This window comes from Streptomyces morookaense (assembly GCF_013030945.1).
GTDB classification, from domain to species: domain Bacteria; phylum Actinomycetota; class Actinomycetes; order Streptomycetales; family Streptomycetaceae; genus Streptomyces; species Streptomyces morookaensis.
The window spans coordinates 23,944-40,334 of the sequence record NZ_JABBXF010000010.1; the positions used below are offsets into that span (position 1 = coordinate 23,944).

At 73.7% G+C, this 16,391-nt stretch carries 12 protein-coding genes and 1 pseudogene; 3 read left to right on the forward strand and 10 right to left on the reverse strand.

The features are described from left to right. Nucleotides 1-12: 12 nt before the first annotated feature. Nucleotides 13-489, reverse strand: coding sequence for a DUF3017 domain-containing protein (locus tag HG542_RS05735; protein ID WP_171078953.1), 477 nt, complete (start codon nt 487-489; stop codon nt 13-15). After that, nucleotides 479-1,348: a bifunctional methylenetetrahydrofolate dehydrogenase/methenyltetrahydrofolate cyclohydrolase gene (locus HG542_RS05740; protein WP_171078954.1), complete on the reverse strand. Its 870-nt coding sequence runs from the start codon at nt 1,346-1,348 to the stop codon at nt 479-481. Before HG542_RS05740 ends, HG542_RS05735 begins: the two co-directional genes overlap by 11 nt. Nucleotides 1,349-1,446: 98 nt before the next feature. Here HG542_RS05740 and HG542_RS05745 point away from each other — a divergent pair, with 98 nt between their 5' ends. After that, complete coding sequence (locus HG542_RS05745) at nt 1,447-2,058, forward strand: RDD family protein (protein WP_171078955.1); 612 nt, start codon at nt 1,447-1,449, stop codon at nt 2,056-2,058. A gap of 40 nt (nt 2,059-2,098) precedes the next feature. On the opposite strand, the gene purH is transcribed toward HG542_RS05745, so the two are convergent. Together purH and purN are read right to left on the reverse strand one after the other, a co-directional pair. Then, the gene (purH, locus tag HG542_RS05750) at nt 2,099-3,664 is read right to left on the reverse strand and encodes a bifunctional phosphoribosylaminoimidazolecarboxamide formyltransferase/IMP cyclohydrolase (protein WP_171078956.1); all 1,566 of its coding nucleotides are present in this window, start codon (nt 3,662-3,664) and stop codon (nt 2,099-2,101) included. A gap of 5 nt (nt 3,665-3,669) precedes the next feature. Beyond that, nucleotides 3,670-4,299 (reverse strand): phosphoribosylglycinamide formyltransferase, encoded by a 630-nt coding sequence (gene purN, locus HG542_RS05755; RefSeq protein WP_171078957.1) that lies wholly within the window; start codon nt 4,297-4,299, stop codon nt 3,670-3,672. A 302-nt stretch (nt 4,300-4,601) separates the two neighbouring features. On the opposite strand from purN, the gene HG542_RS05760 reads away from it, so the two are divergent. After that, complete coding sequence (locus HG542_RS05760) at nt 4,602-5,279, forward strand: hypothetical protein (protein ID WP_227726427.1); 678 nt, start codon at nt 4,602-4,604, stop codon at nt 5,277-5,279. A 151-nt stretch (nt 5,280-5,430) separates the two neighbouring features. Here HG542_RS05760 and HG542_RS34355 read toward each other — a convergent pair whose 3' ends face one another. From HG542_RS34355 to HG542_RS05790, 6 genes and pseudogenes are all read right to left on the reverse strand, one after another. Next, nucleotides 5,431-7,404 carry a cell division protein PerM gene (locus HG542_RS34355; RefSeq protein WP_176606265.1) on the reverse strand — a complete coding sequence of 658 codons (1,974 nt, stop codon included), beginning with the start codon at nt 7,402-7,404 and terminating at the stop codon, nt 5,431-5,433. A 173-nt stretch (nt 7,405-7,577) separates the two neighbouring features. Next, nucleotides 7,578-8,462, reverse strand: a complete 885-nt coding sequence (gene sucD / locus HG542_RS05770) for a succinate--CoA ligase subunit alpha (RefSeq protein WP_171078959.1) — start codon at nt 8,460-8,462, stop codon at nt 7,578-7,580. A 21-nt stretch (nt 8,463-8,483) separates the two neighbouring features. Then, entirely contained in the window at nt 8,484-9,662 is a 1,179-nt protein-coding gene (gene sucC, locus HG542_RS05775) for an ADP-forming succinate--CoA ligase subunit beta (RefSeq protein WP_171078960.1), read from the reverse strand. Between the two features lie 206 nt (nt 9,663-9,868). Next, a complete protein-coding gene (locus tag HG542_RS05780) occupies nt 9,869-11,038 on the reverse strand; it encodes a VWA domain-containing protein (RefSeq protein WP_171079135.1) in 1,170 nt (389 codons plus the stop codon). A gap of 48 nt (nt 11,039-11,086) precedes the next feature. Then, nucleotides 11,087-13,735, reverse strand: a pseudogene (locus HG542_RS05785) (DUF5682 family protein); the annotation flags it as partial. Further along, nucleotides 13,732-14,832, reverse strand: a complete 1,101-nt coding sequence (locus tag HG542_RS05790; protein WP_229922541.1) for an ATP-binding protein — start codon at nt 14,830-14,832, stop codon at nt 13,732-13,734. The gene HG542_RS05790 and the pseudogene HG542_RS05785, both read right to left, overlap by 4 nt. A gap of 157 nt (nt 14,833-14,989) precedes the next feature. Here HG542_RS05790 and HG542_RS05795 point away from each other — a divergent pair, with 157 nt between their 5' ends. After that, a complete protein-coding gene (locus HG542_RS05795) occupies nt 14,990-16,390 on the forward strand; it encodes an SWIM zinc finger family protein (RefSeq protein ID WP_171078961.1) in 1,401 nt (466 codons plus the stop codon). Nucleotide 16,391: the final 1 nt, after the last annotated feature.

Sequence of the window (16,391 nt, forward strand, 5' to 3'; positions counted from 1 at the left end):
AGATACGCACACCTACTGCACGGTGAAGTGCAGCACGTCGTCCAGGAAGGGGATCTTCAGCCAGGCGTGCGGCTGGGCCATCAGGGCCAGCAGCACGATCGCCGCGCCCAGCCCGCCGTATGTGAACAGGTCCGTGAACCGCGAGCGCACCGCCAGCATGCCCACCGAGGGCAGCGTCCAGCGCAGCACCGCGCCGCCGATCATCGCCAGCCCGATGATGATCGCGCCGACCCGCCAGGCGTCGAGGGCGACGACCAGCAGGCCCAGCCCGGTCCCCGCCATGACCGCCAGCAGCGGCCACTGCCGCGCGGGCGCGGGGGCACCGCCGGGCGCGGCGCGCCCGCCGCCCTCGGGGCGCGCAGTGTCCTGCGTGAGCCGGGGAGGACGGCGGGAGCCCGGCTTGGCGGGCTCGGCTGCCTTGGCCGCCTTGGCGGGCTCGGCGGGCTTGTGCTCGCCGCCACCGGAGCCGGAGCCGGACTCAGCCTGCATGGCCGATTCCGGCGGCACGCTCGGCGGCCTCCACGACGTTGACCAGCAGCAGGGCGCGCGTCATCGGGCCGACGCCGCCCGGGTTCGGGGAGATCCAGCCGGCCACCTCGGCCACGCCCGGGTCCACGTCGCCCTGGATCTTGCCCTCGCCGTCCCGGCTGACGCCCACGTCCAGCACCGCCGCGCCCGGCTTGACGTCCTCGGGCTTGATCAGGTGACCGACGCCCGCGGCGGCCACGATGATGTCCGCCTGGCGCAGCTGTGCCGACAGGTCGCGGGTGCCGGTGTGGCAGAGGGTGACGGTGGCGTTCTCGGTCCTGCGGGTCAGCAGCAGGCCGATGGAGCGGCCGACGGTGATGCCGCGGCCGACGACCACCACGTGCGCGCCGTTGATCTCGACGTCGTGGCGGCGCAGCAGCTCGATGATGCCGTTCGGGGTGCAGGGCAGCGGGCCGGTCTCGTTCAGCACCAGGCGGCCCAGGCTCATCGGGTGCAGGCCGTCGGCGTCCTTGGCCGGGTCCATCAGCTCCAGGACGCGATTGGTGTCGATGCCCTTGGGGAGCGGGAGTTGGACGATGTACCCCGTGCACTCGGGGTTCTCGTTGAGCTCGCGGACGACCGCCTCGATCTCCTCCTGGGTGGCCGTGGCGGGGAGTTCGCGCTGGATGGAGGCGATGCCCACCTCCGCGCAGTCGCGGTGCTTGCCGGCCACGTACCACTTGCTGCCGGGGTCGTCGCCGACGAGGAGGGTGCCCAGGCCGGGCTGCACGCCCTCGGCCTTCAGCGCTTCCACACGGACGGTGAGTTCGGACTTGATCGCGGCCGCGGTGGCCTTGCCATCGAGAATCTGGGCGGTCATGGCCCCATCCTCGCGGATGGGACGGCCCGGGTTCCACTCAGGTGGCCTCCGCCTACGATGTCGGCCGTCCCCAGCTCAGAACCGCTCGAAGGATCCAGGTGACCCACCCGCCCTACCCCCCGTACCCCCAGCAGCCGGCCGCACCGGGGTATCCGCCCCAGCCGGGCGGCTACCCGCCGTTCCCCCAGCAGCCCGGCCCGTACGGCCAGATGCCGTACGCGGTGCCGCAGCGGCCGCCGTTGGCGGGCTGGTGGTCGCGCGTGGGTGCCACGATGCTCGACGGCCTGATCGGCGGACTGGTGCCGATGGCCCTGTTCATCGCCGGGTTCGTGATGATCGCCATGGGCGCCCATCGCACCTGCACGTTCAGCACCGACGGTTACTCCGTCTGCGAGCCCACGTCGAAGGGCGAGATGTTCGGGGGCATCGCCCTGATGGGCGTCGGCTGGCTCGTCGCCATGATCATCGGCTTCTGGATGCTGTACCGCCAGGGCAAGACCGGCCAGACGCCCGGCAAGAAGGCGATGAACATCGCCGTCCTGCGCGAGCGCGACGGCATGCCGCTCGGCTTCGGCATGACCTTCGTGCGCAACCTGTGCCACTTCTTCGACGGCTTCCTCTATCTCGGCTACCTCTGGCCGCTGTGGGACGAGAAGAACCAGACCTTCGCCGACAAGATGGTCGGCACGGTGGTGATCCGCACGCGCTGAGGGAACCCCCGCGCCCCGTAAGGGGCGCGGGGTTGTGCACCTAGTGGAAGAAGTGCCGCGTACCCGTGAAGTACATGGTCACCCCGGCCGCCTCGGCGGCCTCCACCACCTGCTCGTCCCGCATCGAACCCCCCGGCTGCACAACGGCCTTGACGCCCGCGGCCGTGAGCACCTCCAGCCCGTCCGGGAACGGGAAGAACGCGTCGGACGCGGCGTACGAACCGCGCGCCCGCTCCTCGCCGGCGCGCTGCACGGCCAGCTTCGCGGAGTCGACCCGGTTGACCTGGCCCATGCCCACGCCGACGGTCGCGCCGTCCTTCGCCAGCAGAATCGCGTTGGACTTCACCGCGCGGCACGCCTTCCACGCGAACGCCAGCTCGGCCAGCTCCGCGCCGGACAGCGGCTCGCCCGTCGCCAGCGTCCAGTGCGCCGGGTCGTCGCCCTCGGCCTGCAGCCGGTCCTTCGCCTGCAGCAGCAGGCCGCCCTCGATCGGCCGGACCTCCTCGACCGCACACGGGGCGTCGGCGCAGCGCAGCACGCGGATGTTCTTCTTGCGGGCCAGGACCTCGACCGCGCCGTCCTCGTAGTCCGGGGCGACGACGACCTCGGTGAAGATCTCCGCGACCTGCTCGGCCATGGCCACCGACACCGGGCGGTTGACGGCGATGACGCCGCCGAACGCCGACAGCGGGTCGCAGGCGTGGGCCTTGCGGTGCGCCTCGGCGACGTCCGAACCGGTCGCGATGCCACAGGGGTTGGCGTGCTTGATGATCGCGACGCAGGGCTCGTCGTGGTCGTACGCGGCCCGGCGGGCGGCCTCGGTGTCGACGTAGTTGTTGTACGACATCTCCTTGCCGTGCAACTGCTCGGCGGAGGCGAGGCCCTTGCCGCTCCCGTCGGTGTAGAGGGCGGCGGGCTGGTGCGGGTTCTCGCCGTAACGCAGCACGTTCGCGCGGGAGTGGGCGGCGCCGGCGAACTCGGGGAAACCGCTGTCGTCCGCGGCGGCGTAGTCGGCGGCGAACCAGTTGGCCACGGCCACGTCATAGGCGGCGGTGTGCTGGAAGGCCTGTGCGGCGAGGCGCTTGCGCCGGGCGAGGTCGAAGCCACCGGCGGCGACGGCCGCGAGGACGTCGTCGTAGCGGGCCGGGTCGACGACGACGGCCACGGACGGGTGGTTCTTGGCGGCCGCGCGGACCATCGACGGGCCGCCGATGTCGATCTGCTCGACGCACTCGTCCGGGGTGGCGCCGGAGGCGACGGTCTCCCGGAAGGGGTAGAGGTTGACGATCACGAGCTCGAAGGGCGCGACGCCCAGCTCCGCGAGCTGCTCGCGGTGCGCGTCGAGGCGCTGGTCGGCGAGGATGCCCGCGTGGACGCGCGGGTGCAGGGTCTTGACGCGCCCGTCCAGGCACTCGGGGAAACCGGTGAGCTCCTCGACCTTTGTGACCGGGACGCCCGCCGCGGCGATCTTCCCGGCCGTCGAGCCCGTCGAGACGAGCTCGACGCCCGCCGCGTGCAGGCCACGGGCGAGCTCCTCCAGTCCCGTCTTGTCGTAGACGCTGACCAGCGCGCGGCGGATGGGCCGCTTGGTGCCTTCGGCGGTCACGGGATTCACTGGATCCGTACCTTTCGTCCCTCTATGCGGTAGCCGTGCCGGGCCAGTCGGCCCACGACTTCGACGAGCAGCTGTCGCTCGACTTCCTTGATCCGCTCATGCAGCGCGGATTCGTCGTCCTCGTCCCGGACCTCCACCACGCCCTGCGCGATGACGGGTCCGGTGTCGACGCCCTCGTCGACGAAGTGGACGGTGCAGCCGGTCACCTTCACCCCGGACGCGAGCGCGTCGCGCACGGCGTGGGCGCCGGGAAAACTGGGCAGCAGAGCGGGGTGCGTATTGACCGTCCGCCCGCCGAACCGGGCCAGGAAGGCCTTCCCCACGATCTTCATAAAGCCCGCGGACACCACCAGGTCCGGCTCGTACCCGGCCACGGCCTCGGCGAGCGCCGCGTCCCAGGCCTCCCGCGTGGGGTGGTCCTGCACCCGGCAGACGAAGGTGGGCAGCCCGGCGCGCTCGGCGCGCTCCAGCCCGGCGATGCCCTCGCGGTCGGCGCCGACGGCCACGATCCGCGCGCCGTAGCCGTCCGGATCGGCGGCGATGGCGTCGAGCAGGGCCTGCAGGTTCGTACCGGAACCCGAGACCAGCACGACAAGGCGGGCAGGACGTCCAGCAGGGGCATCCACAGCGAGGCCCTTTCTCACGGGGCGGGACAACGGGTTTGTATGGACGTACGAAAAGGAGAGGCTCCCCGATACGGGGGTCCCTACGAAGCCGACGGCCGCCAGCAACGATACCGGCACACCGCCCGGCCCCCACGGGACGGGGGCACGCACGGGAGGTAGCGTCTGCAAGCGGGCGCTTCACGCACGCCGCCGTAGGCTCGAAGTGCAGGACGACGAGACCAGGGGAAGACACACTCCACATGCCGGACCGACGCCGCCACGCGGCTCACCGCCCCCCGCTGCCCGCCACGCAGGCGTTCCGCATGCCGCAACCCTCCGCCGACCGGGACGACAACCCCTTCGCGCCGCCGCCCGAGGGCCAGGCGGACCGCCCCTGGCAGCCGCGGCGGCAGTCATCGGGGGCCTCCGGTGAGGACGACTCCTCGTCCGCTTCCCCGGGCGACGGCTCCGGCGAGCAGCCCCCGGCGTGGGGCAGCCAGTGGAGCAGCCGCCAGCCCGGCCGCCACGACGGCGGCTTCGGCGGCGGCCCCGGCGGCGGCCCGCAGGGCCAGCTGCCCGGCGGCAACGGCGGCCTGCGCTGGGACCCGACGGACCCGGCCCAACGCCGCGCCCGCTACGCCCTGTTGGCGGGCATGTGGGGCTTCTTCTTCGCCCTGTTCAGCATCCCGCAGGTGGCCCTGCTGCTGGGCGCGCTCTCGGTCTACTGGGCCGTCAGCTCACTCCGCGCCAAGCCGAAGCCGCGCGACCCGGACACCCCGCCGCCCCCGCCGGGCGGCTTCCGCCCCCAGACCACAGCGGCGGTGAGCGGCCTGGTCACGGGCGGCCTGGCACTGGCGATCGTGGCGACGACGTTCGCCTTCCAGCTGGCGTACCGGGACTACTACACGTGCGTGGACGACGCACTGACGCAGACGTCCCGCCAGGCATGCGAAACCCACTTGCCGAAGCAGCTGCGCCCGCTGCTGGAGGTGCAGGAGTAGCGCGGTCTCCGGGGCGCCCGTAAGGGGCGCGGGGAACTGCGCGACCAGCCACACACGACCGGCACCCGACGAACCAGCGGGTGCGCCCCGAAGGGGCGCGGGGAACTGCGCGACCGGCCACGGACGGCCCGCACCCGAAGCACCCCGCGCCTCAGTCCCCCTCCGGCGGCTCGAAGTCCGGCATCAGCCCACCACCCGACTCCTTGAGCGCAGCCCACCGCACCTGCCGCGACCCGGTCTCGTGCCACGCGTCCGCCGGCGGCCCGTGGTACGAGGCCGAGAACACCGACCCCGGAATCGGCACCGCCCCGTGCGTCGTCGCCTTGCGCCGCCGCCCCCGGAACACCCGCTTCGACTGCGGTTTGGCCCGCCGCCGACGCCCCGACGGCGGCACGTCGGCCTCGGCCTCGACCTCGGCCTCCGCCCCTTCCTCGGCCCCGGGCACCGGCATCGGCACCGGCTCGGCCGGCCCCTCGGCGGCGGGAGCCGCCGAAGCCGCAGCCACCGCCTCCCCCACCGTCGGCTTCAACGGCAGCGTCTCCGACGCATACGTCACAGCCGGTTCGGGGGCCCCGCCCCCGACCGCGAAACCGAACCACGCCGCAACGGCCCGACAGGCCCGCACCGGCCACGCCGGCCGCCGCCTGGCCCGCGCCCGCGCCCGGCTCCGCCCCCGTGACGGCGATGACGGCTCCGGCTCCGGCGCCGACACCGTCACCGGTTCCCCGCCCGCCGCAGGCGCCCGATCCGCCCGCCGCCGCAGCCACCGCAGCACCAGCGCACCCGGCACCCCGGCCGAGGCCGTCCACATCAGCGCCGCCTCGCCCGTGTGCAGGCACGACGGACCGAAGCGCGCGAGGACGGACGTGCCGAGGGAACCGGCCGAGGCATACGCCAGCAGCGTGATCAGCACGGAGCAGAGCACCGCCCCGAGCGCGGCCGTCACGGTCACCTCGCGGCGCCCCGCCACCACCGGCCGCCCCGGCACCGCCGCATGCGCGACGGCCGCCCCCGCGGCGACCGACAGCACCATCGTGGCCACCACCGCCGCCGGCCCCGCGGCCCCCGGCCCCGGCAGCGCCGCGAGCAGCGGGAAGTGCGGCAGCGCGGGGTGGTGGCTGTGCACGGCGAGCGGCGCGACCACGCTGCCCGTGCCGGCCCCGAAACCGGCCCCCAGCACATACGCCACCGCCCAGACCACGGCGTTGGGCAGCAGCACGAAGCTCAGCAGCCCCACCGACACCCGCCCGGCCCAGCCCGCCGCGAGCTGGGCGAACGCCTCCCGCACCCCGCCCGCGTGCACGGCCAGCGACACGGCGACGACCAGCATCCCCTCGGCGAGCAGCGCGGCCGTGCCGACGGCCGCGGTCCACAGGATCGCGATCACGCGTCGGCGCGTGAACCAGCGGCGCACCCACACGGGCACCGCGTCCACCACGCGCCGCGCACGGCCGCCGGCCGGCGACCAGGCCGGCCACCCCGCGGCCGCCCACATCCCGGCGGCCGCGAACAGGGCGGCGAACAGGGGCAGATGGAACAGGGCGCTCAGCGGCGAGACGTGCACGGGGGACGGGGCCGCGTAGAGCGCGGCGGCGGTGCCCACGAGCAGGTAGCCGCCCAGATAGACACCGAGCGCCGTGCGCACCGGCAGCCGGGGCGCCGGGTCGGGGGCCGGGGTGGGGGGTGTGGTCTCGACGGCCTCGTCCGCGCGCATGAGGTCCTCCACACACGCGAACCCGCCGCCCTCCTCTTCCGGCGGCTCGTCGTCGACGGGCTCCAGCGCGTGCCGCGCCGTGCGGTAGAGCAGGGTGCAGGGCACCAGCGAGAGCAGCAGCGGTGTCAGTCCGATCGGCGCGGGCGCGCCGGAGAGCGTCTCGGTCCGTACGAGCTCGGCGCCGTGCGCCAGCAGCCACAGGTCGGCGGCGACGCGCAGCGCCCCCGTGGGCCCGCTGTCGGGGTACGGGGAGATGATCCACAGCATCAGGACGCCCACGGCGAAGACCCCGAGCCCCAGCCCCGCGGCGACCACACCGCCGAGGAAGACCGTGCTCACCGCGGTCTGGCCGCGCAGGGCGGGCCGTTGGCGCGACGGGAACAACGGGCCAGGGTCGGCGTAGTGGGTCACGAGGGACATGCTGCCAAGAACGCGGCTTTGGTCCGGGTATCGGTCACATGGCCGTCGTGTCGCGTTCGCGGGGCCCTCACCATGGCCGCGAGCACCGGAAACGGCCGTGGGCCCGCACCCCCGTGCAGGGGTGCGGGCCCACGAATCGACCGTGCGGCCGAATCGGCGGAGGGTCAGCCGGCGAGGGCGGCGCGCGCCAGGCGGGCCGTCTCCGACGGGGTCTTGCCGACCTTCACACCGGCGGCCTCGAGGGCCTCCTTCTTCGCCTGGGCGGTGCCGGACGAACCGGACACGATGGCACCGGCGTGGCCCATCGTCTTGCCCTCGGGCGCGGTGAAACCAGCCACGTAGCCGACGACCGGCTTGGTGACGTGCTCCTTGATGAAGTCCGCGGCCCGCTCCTCGGCGTCGCCGCCGATCTCGCCGATCATGACGATCAGGTCGGTGTCGGGGTCGTCCTGGAAGGCCTTCAGGGCGTCGATGTGCGTGGTGCCGATGATCGGGTCACCGCCGATGCCGACGCAGGAGCTGAAGCCGAGGTCCCGGAGCTCGTACATCATCTGGTAGGTCAGCGTGCCGGACTTGGACACGAGACCGATGCGGCCGGGCTTGGTGATGTCGCCCGGGATGATGCCGGCGTTGGACTGGCCCGGGGTGATCAGACCGGGGCAGTTGGGGCCGATGATGCGGGTCTTGTTGCCCTTGGCCTTGGCGTACGCCCAGAAGGCGGCCGAGTCGTGGACGGCGATGCCCTCGGTGATGACGACGGCCAGGCCGATGCCCGCGTCGATCGCCTCGACGACCGCGGCCTTGGAGAAGGCCGGCGGGACGAAGACGACGGTGACGTCGGCACCGGTCTTCTCCATCGCCTCGGCGACCGAGCCGAAGACGGGGACCTCGTGACCGTCGAAGTCGACGGAGGTGCCGGCCTTGCGCGGGTTGACGCCACCGACGATGTTGGTGCCGTCACCGAGCATGAGGCGGGTGTGCTTCATACCCGTGGAGCCGGTCATGCCCTGGACGATGACCTTGCTGTCCTTGGTGAGGAAGATAGCCATGGTGTTTCTCGACCTCGTCCCTTACTTCGCAGCCGCGAGCTCGGCGGCCTTGTCGGCCGCACCGTCCATGGTGTCCACGCGCTGCACCAGCGGGTGGTTGGCGTCGGACAGGATCTTGCGACCCAGCTCCGCGTTGTTGCCGTCGAGACGCACGACGAGCGGCTTGGAGACGTCCTCGCCCTTGTCCTTCAGGAGCTGGAGCGCCTGGACGATGCCCTTGGCGACCTCGTCGCAGGCGGTGATGCCGCCGAAGACGTTGACGAAGACGGACTTGACGTCCGGGTCGCCGAGGATGATCTCCAGACCGTTGGCCATGACCTCGGCCGAGGCGCCGCCGCCGATGTCGAGGAAGTTGGCGGGCTTGACGCCGCCGTGCTTCTCGCCGGCGTAGGCGACGACGTCCAGGGTGCTCATGACGAGACCCGCGCCGTTGCCGATGATGCCGACCTCGCCCTCGAGCTTGACGTAGTTGAGGTGCTTCTCCTTGGCGGCGGCCTCCAGCGGGTTGGCCGCGGCCTTGTCGACCAGCTCCTCGTGGCCCGGCTGACGGAAGTCCGCGTTGTCGTCCAGGGAGACCTTGCCGTCCAGCGCGATGACGCGGCCGTCGGCCACCTTGGCCAGCGGGTTGACCTCGACGAGGAGGGCGTCCTCGGCGACGAAGGTCTTCCACAGGGTCACCATGACCTCGGCGACCTGCTCCGCGACCTCGGCCGGGAACTTCGCCTGGGCCACGATCTCGCGGGCCTTCTCGATGGAGACGCCCTCGTTGGCGTCCACCGGCACCTTGGCGAGCTTCTCGGGGGTCGTGGCGGCGACCTCCTCGATGTCCATGCCGCCGGCGACCGACGCCATGGCCAGGAAGGTGCGGTTGGTCCGGTCGAGGAGGTACGAGACGTAGTACTCCTCGGCGATCTCCGGAGCGGTCTCGGCGATCATGACCTTGTGGACCGTGTGGCCCTTGATGTCCATGCCGAGGATGTCCGTCGCGCGGGCGACGGCCTCGTCCGGGGTGGCGGCCAGCTTCACGCCGCCGGCCTTGCCGCGGCCGCCGACCTTCACCTGAGCCTTGACGACCGACCGGCCGCCCAGACGCTCAGTGGCCTCGCGCGCCGCCTCAGGCGTGTCGATGACTTCACCGGCCAGCACCGGTACACCGTGCTTGGCGAAGAGGTCCCTCGCCTGGTACTCGAACAGGTCCACGCGCGTCCGTCCCTTTTCCATGGATATCGCGGTTCGTTGTCTGCGCGGGCAGTGCCGCGCGGCAGCGTGAGGACGCGATCTATTACGAGGGCGGCACACGATCACCGTTGACGCGGCATGTCCGTCTCGCAGGTTATCCCCGCCGGAGGGGCGGCCCTAAATCACAGGTCACACTCCGGCCGTGATTAGCCTCACAGGTGGCGGCCTCATCCGGGCTCGGGTATCGGCAGCGGACGCTTCTCCAGGGCCGCCGCCATCACCTCGGGAAAGAGATCCGGCGTGCACGCGAAGGCGGGGGCGCCGAGGGCGGCCAGAGCCGCCGCGTGCTCGCGGTCGTAGGCGGGGGCGCCCTCGTCGGAGAGCGCCAGCAGGGACACGAACTGCACGCCCGACGCCTTCATGGCCGCCACCCGTTTGATCATCCCGTCCCGGATGCCGCCCTCGTGGAGATCACTGATGAGGACCACGACCGTTTCGGCCGGCCGGGTGATGCGGGACTGGCAGTAGGCGAGGGCGCGGTTGATGTCCGTGCCGCCGCCGAGCCGGGTGCCGAAGAGCACGTCCACCGGATCGGCCAGCTGGTCGGTGAGATCCACCACGGAGGTGTCGAAGACGACGAGCCGGGTGTCGAGCGCCCGCATCGAGGCCAGGACGGCGCCGAAGACCGAGGCGTGGACGACGGAGGCGGCCATCGAGCCGGACTGGTCGATGCACAGGACCACCTCCTTGCGCAGGGACCGCGCCGCCCGCCCGTGGCCGATCAGCCGCTCGGGGACGACCGTGCCGTGCTCGGGCAGGTAGTGCTTGAGGTTGGCCCTGATCGTGCGGTCCCAGTCGATGTCGCGGTGCCGGGGGCGGGCCAGGCGGGAGGAACGGTCGAGGGCGCCGGTGAGGGTGGCCCGGGTGCGGGACGACAGGCGGCGCTCCAGATCCTGGACGACCTTGCGGACGACGGCCCGCGCGGTCTCCTTCACCGTCTCGGGCATGGCCCGGTTGAGGGAGAGGAGGGTGCCGACGAGATGGACGTCCGCCTCGACGGCCTCCAGCAGCTCGGGCTCCAGCAGCAGGGCGGACAGGCCGAGCCGCTCGATGGCGTCGCGCTGCATCACCTGAACGACTGACGTCGGGAAGTACGTGCGGATGTCCCCCAGCCAGCGGGCGATCCGCGGCGCGGAGCCGCCGAGCCCGGCCCCGCGCCAGTCCCGGTCCTCGCCGGAGCGGTCCCCGTAGAGGGCCTGCAGGGTGCGGTCCATGGCGGCGTCGGTGCCGGCAAGGGTGCAGCCGGTGCCGTCGGCGCCCTTGTCGTTCCCGAGCACGAGCCGCCAGCGGCGCAGCCGCTCGGCCGAGTGCCCCGAAGGGGCGCGGGGCGGTGACATATGCGGCTCCGCCGCGTGGGCGCGAGCAACCACAACCGGCTCGCCGCCGAGCCCCAACAGCAGCCGCAGCGTCGGCAGTACGGCGGCCGCGCGGTCGCCGTCGAGCACAGGGCCGAAGCCGGGCGGACCGTCCCCGGCCGGCGCCGGTGCGCCCGCGCCGCGTCGGCGTACCAGCTCGCCGAGGGCGCGGCGCACCCCCGGTTCGTAGCCGGAGAAGGTGCGGCGCAGCAGAGGCAGCACATCCCTGAACGCGTCGGGCGGTACGCCGGTGAGCCAGGTGTCGACGAGGGCGAGGAGGCGTCCGTCGTGGACGAGCAGCATGCCGCCGGCGCCGCCGCTGCCGGTGAACCCCTCGATCCAGGCGGCTGCTTCGGCCGGGGCGGTGCCGGTGGAGAGGGCGAGGCCCATGAGCCGGGCGGCCTGCTCCTCGGGGAGACGTCCGTCGTCCAGCAGCAGCCGGGCGGCCCGGCCCTTGACGCCGCCGGGCAGGTGCTCGCGGGCGGCGAGGGCGCCGAGGACGGCGGCCCATCGTTCACGCAGCGGCTCCTTGCCGAGCAGGCCGACGGCCTGGTGCACCGCGTCCAGGTGTCCCCGCATCTCGGCCGCGGCGTCCGCGTCGAGCCCCGCGCAGGCCGCGGGGAGTCCGACGAAGACCCGCCCGGCGATCCCCTCGGCCACCTCGCCGAGGGCGGCGGTGCCGGTGCGGCGGACGTCGCCGTAGCGCACGGAGCGGACCAACGCGGGCAGGGCACGGGCCAGATGACCCACGTCCGTGTCGAGCGCGGCCCGGTCGGCGAGGGCGCGCATGACGGCCGGTAGGGCGTCGGGGAGCCCGGCGAGCAGGCACTGCTCGGCCAGTGCCGTCACCTCGGCGAGTGCGGCGGACTCACGGGCGAGGGACTCCGCCCTGGCCGTGGCCGCGCCCTCCACCGTCGTGCCCCAGATGCCGGCCTCGGCGACCCGGACGGCCAACTCGGGCTCCCAGCACAGCCGCCAGGTCTCCCGGAAGGTGCCGAGCGAGCCGCGCGAGCGCACGGGCTCGCCCCATCCGACGCCGAGCAGCCGCAGGCGGTGCAGCAGTCTGCTGCGGGCGGCGTCGTTGTCGTCGCGCAAGTCGAACTCGCGCTCACGGACTTCTGGTTCGGGCTTGAGCCGGAGGCTGCGCCGGAGCCGGTCCAGGTCGCGCTGGAGGGGCACGGCCGGTGCGGAGTCGGGGACTTCGCCGAGCACGTCGCCGATGACAAGGCGGTCCTGCACGAGGGCGAGCGGCACGTCGGATCCGTCGCACATCACCGCGCGGACGGCGTCGGTCGCCTCGGTGAGCCCGGGCAGCGGACGGCCGCGGACGGCGGCCAGGGTCCCGGCGAGCCGCACGGCCTCGATGACGTGGGCCGAGGAGACGGGATGATCCTCCACGCGCAACAGCCGGGCGACCGTGGTCATCCACCGCTCGACCACCCGGTCGGGCGCGCGGAACAGGTGCGCGTACCAGCCGGGCGAGGTGATCCCGGCACCGTACCCGCTCCGCCGGGCCAGCCGCCGGTGCGTCCACGGCACCCAGCCGATCGCCGCCCTGACCTTGGGCAGGCCCTTGAGCAACTGCCGGTCGGACGCCACCGTCCGCTTCTCGGCGAGGGCCGGCACGTGCCAGGCGCCGCACACCACCGCGACACCGTCCCCGAACTCCCGCCGTGCTTCGCGCAGTTTCAGCCTCATGTGCGCTTCCCGCACGGCGTCCCGCGCACCGAGGGGCCCGCTGCCGCTGTCGGACCGCCGCAGCTCGGCCATGGCCTCGGCGATGGCGTGGAAGGGCGCCAGAGCGTCGCCGGTGGCACTGCGCCCGCGCCGGTGCTCGACGGCGTCCTCCCACCAGGCCTCCGGGTCGTCGTACCCGGCGGCTGCGGCGAGCGCCCCGAGGGGGTCGTCCCGACCGGAGGAGGGGCAGGGCGCCATGGCGGCGCCCTGCTCGGCGTTCATGCGTTGCACACTGGTGAACACGGCCCGCCCGAGCGGGCCGTTCCGGCGGGATGGGCAGCTGTGCACGCCGGCTGCCTGCGCGACACCTCGCGCCGACACGGTGTCCGGGCCCGGCACACCGGGCAACTCGTCCCTGCCGACGGGGCTGTTCCGTCGGGACATGAAGCCCTGCGCAACATCCAGCCGCCCCGAGGGCGACCCCTCTTCCCCACCCGGACGCTGCGCGCCGGGCAACTGCCGTTGATCAAGCGGGCGGTTCCGCTGAGAAGAATGAGACGAACCGTCGTACGCGACAGCACCTTGCACGGCCCCTCCCACCGGCGCCGCACCGGGCCGCCCCGTGGGCGGAGCCCCTCCCCCACCCGGGTGCCCCGCGCCGGGCAACCGCTCATCGCCGAGCGCGAGCGACACGGCCGCCGGCAGGTCGATGAAGCGCACCGGCACGTCATGGGACAGGGCCCAGCGCAGGGCCACCCATTCCGGGGAGAAGTCGGCGAGCGGCCAGAAGGCGGCGCGGCCGGGGTCGTCGGTGGCGTGGGCGAGGAGGGCCACGGGCGGGCGCATGCGGGGGTCCGCGGCGAGGTGGGCGATCGCGTCCGCCTCCGGCGGGCCCTCGATCAGGACGGCGGGCGGGCGGCACCGGTCGAGTGCCGCCCGGACGGCGCGGGCCGATCCGGGGCCGTGGTGGCGTACGCCCAGCAGGACGGGGACCGTGCTCATGCGGACACCTCGCGGCACGCACGGTAGAAGTCCTTCCAGCCGTCCCGCTCGCGGACGACCGTCTCCAGGTACTCCTGCCAGACCAGCCGGTCGGCCACGGGGTCGCGGACGACCGCGCCGAGGACGCCCGCGGCCACGTCGCCGGCGCGCAGCACGCCGTCGCCGAAGTGGGCGGCGAGCGCCAGGCCGCCGGTGACGACGGAGATGGCCTCGGCCGTGGAGAGCGTGCCCGACGGGGACTTGATCCTGGTGCGGCCGTCCGTGGTGACGCCGTCGCGCAGTTCGCGGAAGACCGTGACGACGCGCCGGATCTCGTCCGCCCCGTCGGGCGCGGTCGGCAGGTCGAGGGCGCGGCCGAGCTGTTCGACGCGCCGGGCGACGATGTCGACCTCGGCCTCGGGGGTCTCGGGCAGGGGCAGGACGACGGTGTTGAAGCGACGGCGGAGCGCGCTGGAGAGCTCGTTGACGCCGCGGTCGCGGTCGTTGGCGGTGGCGATGAGGTTGAAGCCGCGAACTGCCTGGATCTCCTCGCCGAGTTCGGGGACGGGCAGGGTCTTCTCGGAGAGGACGGTGATGAGCGAGTCCTGGACATCGGCCGGGATGCGGGTGAGTTCCTCGACGCGGGCGGTCAGGCCCTCGGCCATGGCACGCATGACGGGACTGGGCACGAGCGCTTCGCGGCTGGGGCCGTGGGCCAGGAGCCGGGCGTAGTTCCAGCCGTAGCGGATGGCCTCCTCCGCGGTGCCCGCGGTGCCCTGCACCAGGAGGGTGGAGTCGCCGCTGACGGCGGCGGCCAGGTGCTCGGAGACCCAGGTCTTGGCGGTGCCGGGCACGCCGAGCAGCAGCAGTGCGCGGTCGGTGGCGAGCGTGGTGACGGCGACTTCCACGATGCGGCGCGGGCCCACGTACTTGGGCGTGATCACGGTGCCGTCGGGCAGCGTGCCGCCGAGCAGGTACGTGGCCACGGACCAGGGCGACAGGCGCCAACGGGCGGGCCTGGGACGGTCGTCGGCGGCGGCGAGGGCCGCGAGCTCCTCCGCGAAGGCGTCCTCGGCGTGCGGACGCAGAGCCCGGGCCTCGGTGGAAGTGGAAGGCATGGTGGTGGCTGGGATTCCGGGCACGGTCACAAGTCCCCCTCGTCGTGCGGTTCCGGGATGCGTGACCAACCTTGCACCAGCCCACTGACAATCGCCCTGACCTGCGGTTTCGTTGCGCCGGGGCCGATTGTCAGTGCCTGGGTCCAGCATGGTCGGCATGAATCCGCAGGGGGAACGCCGGACGGAGGACCAGGTGCTCGCGCTCGCACCTGACGCCGCATCACGCAAGGCGGGCGCGCGGCTCGGGGTGCCGGGCCCGTGGTCGGGCGCGGGCGCCCGCGCCGAGGGGGGTGCGGGCGCGGTCTGGGGGGAGTGCCGCGGCAGCGGCAGCACGCCGTACCGGACGGTCGTGGACCTGGCGGACGAGGCCGGCCCGGGCTTCCACTGCACGTGTCCGAGCCGCAAGCTCCCGTGCAAACACGCCCTGGGGCTGCTGCTGTTGTGGTCCTCGGGCGCGGAGGCGGTACCGGTCACGGCGGAGGATCCTCCGGCCTGGGCGAGTGCCTGGCTGGACCGGCGGAGGCAGCGCGCCCGCACGGCGGCGGAGGCAGCGGAGGGGCCGGGCGGCGGGTCGGGGGAACCCGCGGCCGACGGCGGGCAGGCCCGGCGCCGGGCGGACCGCCGGGCGCAGCGCATGGCCGCGGGCGCCGTGGAGTTGGAGCAGCGGCTGGTGGATCTGCTGCGGCACGGGCTGGCGGCCGCCGAGGGATCCGCGTACGGGCCGTGGGAGGAGACGGCCGCCCGCATGGTCGACGCCCAGGCGCCGGGCCTGGCGGCTCGCATAAGGGAGTTGGCGCCACTGTCCGGCGCGGGCCGGGCCGGTGCGGGCGCGGGCCGGGGTTCGCGGCTGCTGGAGGAGTGCGCCCTGCTGCACGCCCTCAATCAGGGCTTCCTGCACGCGGACCGGCTCCCCGGCCCGCTCGCCGCGACGGTGCGCAGCCGCGTCGGCGTCAGTACGGACGCGGCCTCCGTGCTGGCCTCGGCCGCGCCCGTCCGCGACCACTGGCTCGTCCTGGCCCAGCAGGACGGCGACGACGGCCGGCTGATCACCCGCCGCATCTGGCTTCGTGGCACCGCGACGGGCCGGATGGCGCTCCTCCTCTCCTACGGGGGAGGAGGTCGGTCGCCCGAACTGTCGCTTCCTGCAGGGCTCGTGCTGGATGCCGACCTCGCCTTCCACCCGTCGGCCCGCCCGCTGCGGGCCGTCCTGGGCACCCGCCACGCGCCGCCCGCCCCCTGCCCCGCGCCCCCGCCGGGGGTCGGCACGGAGGCGGCCCTGCGCGCCTATGGCGAGGCCCTGCGCGACGATCCCTGGCTGGACGCCTGGCCGGTGGTCCTGTCGGACGTGGTCCCGGTCCCGGATCCGGAGCGCGGCTGGCAACTGGCCGATGCCGACGGCGATTCGGCGCTCCCCGTCGACCCGCGGTGCAGTGACCGTACGGGCCTGTGGCAGCTCACGGCGATATCCGGCGGCGGCCCGGTGACGGTCTTCGGTGAATGCGGTCACCGGGGCTTCGCACCGCTGGCCACATGGGCGCCGGAACTCGTGGCACTGTGAA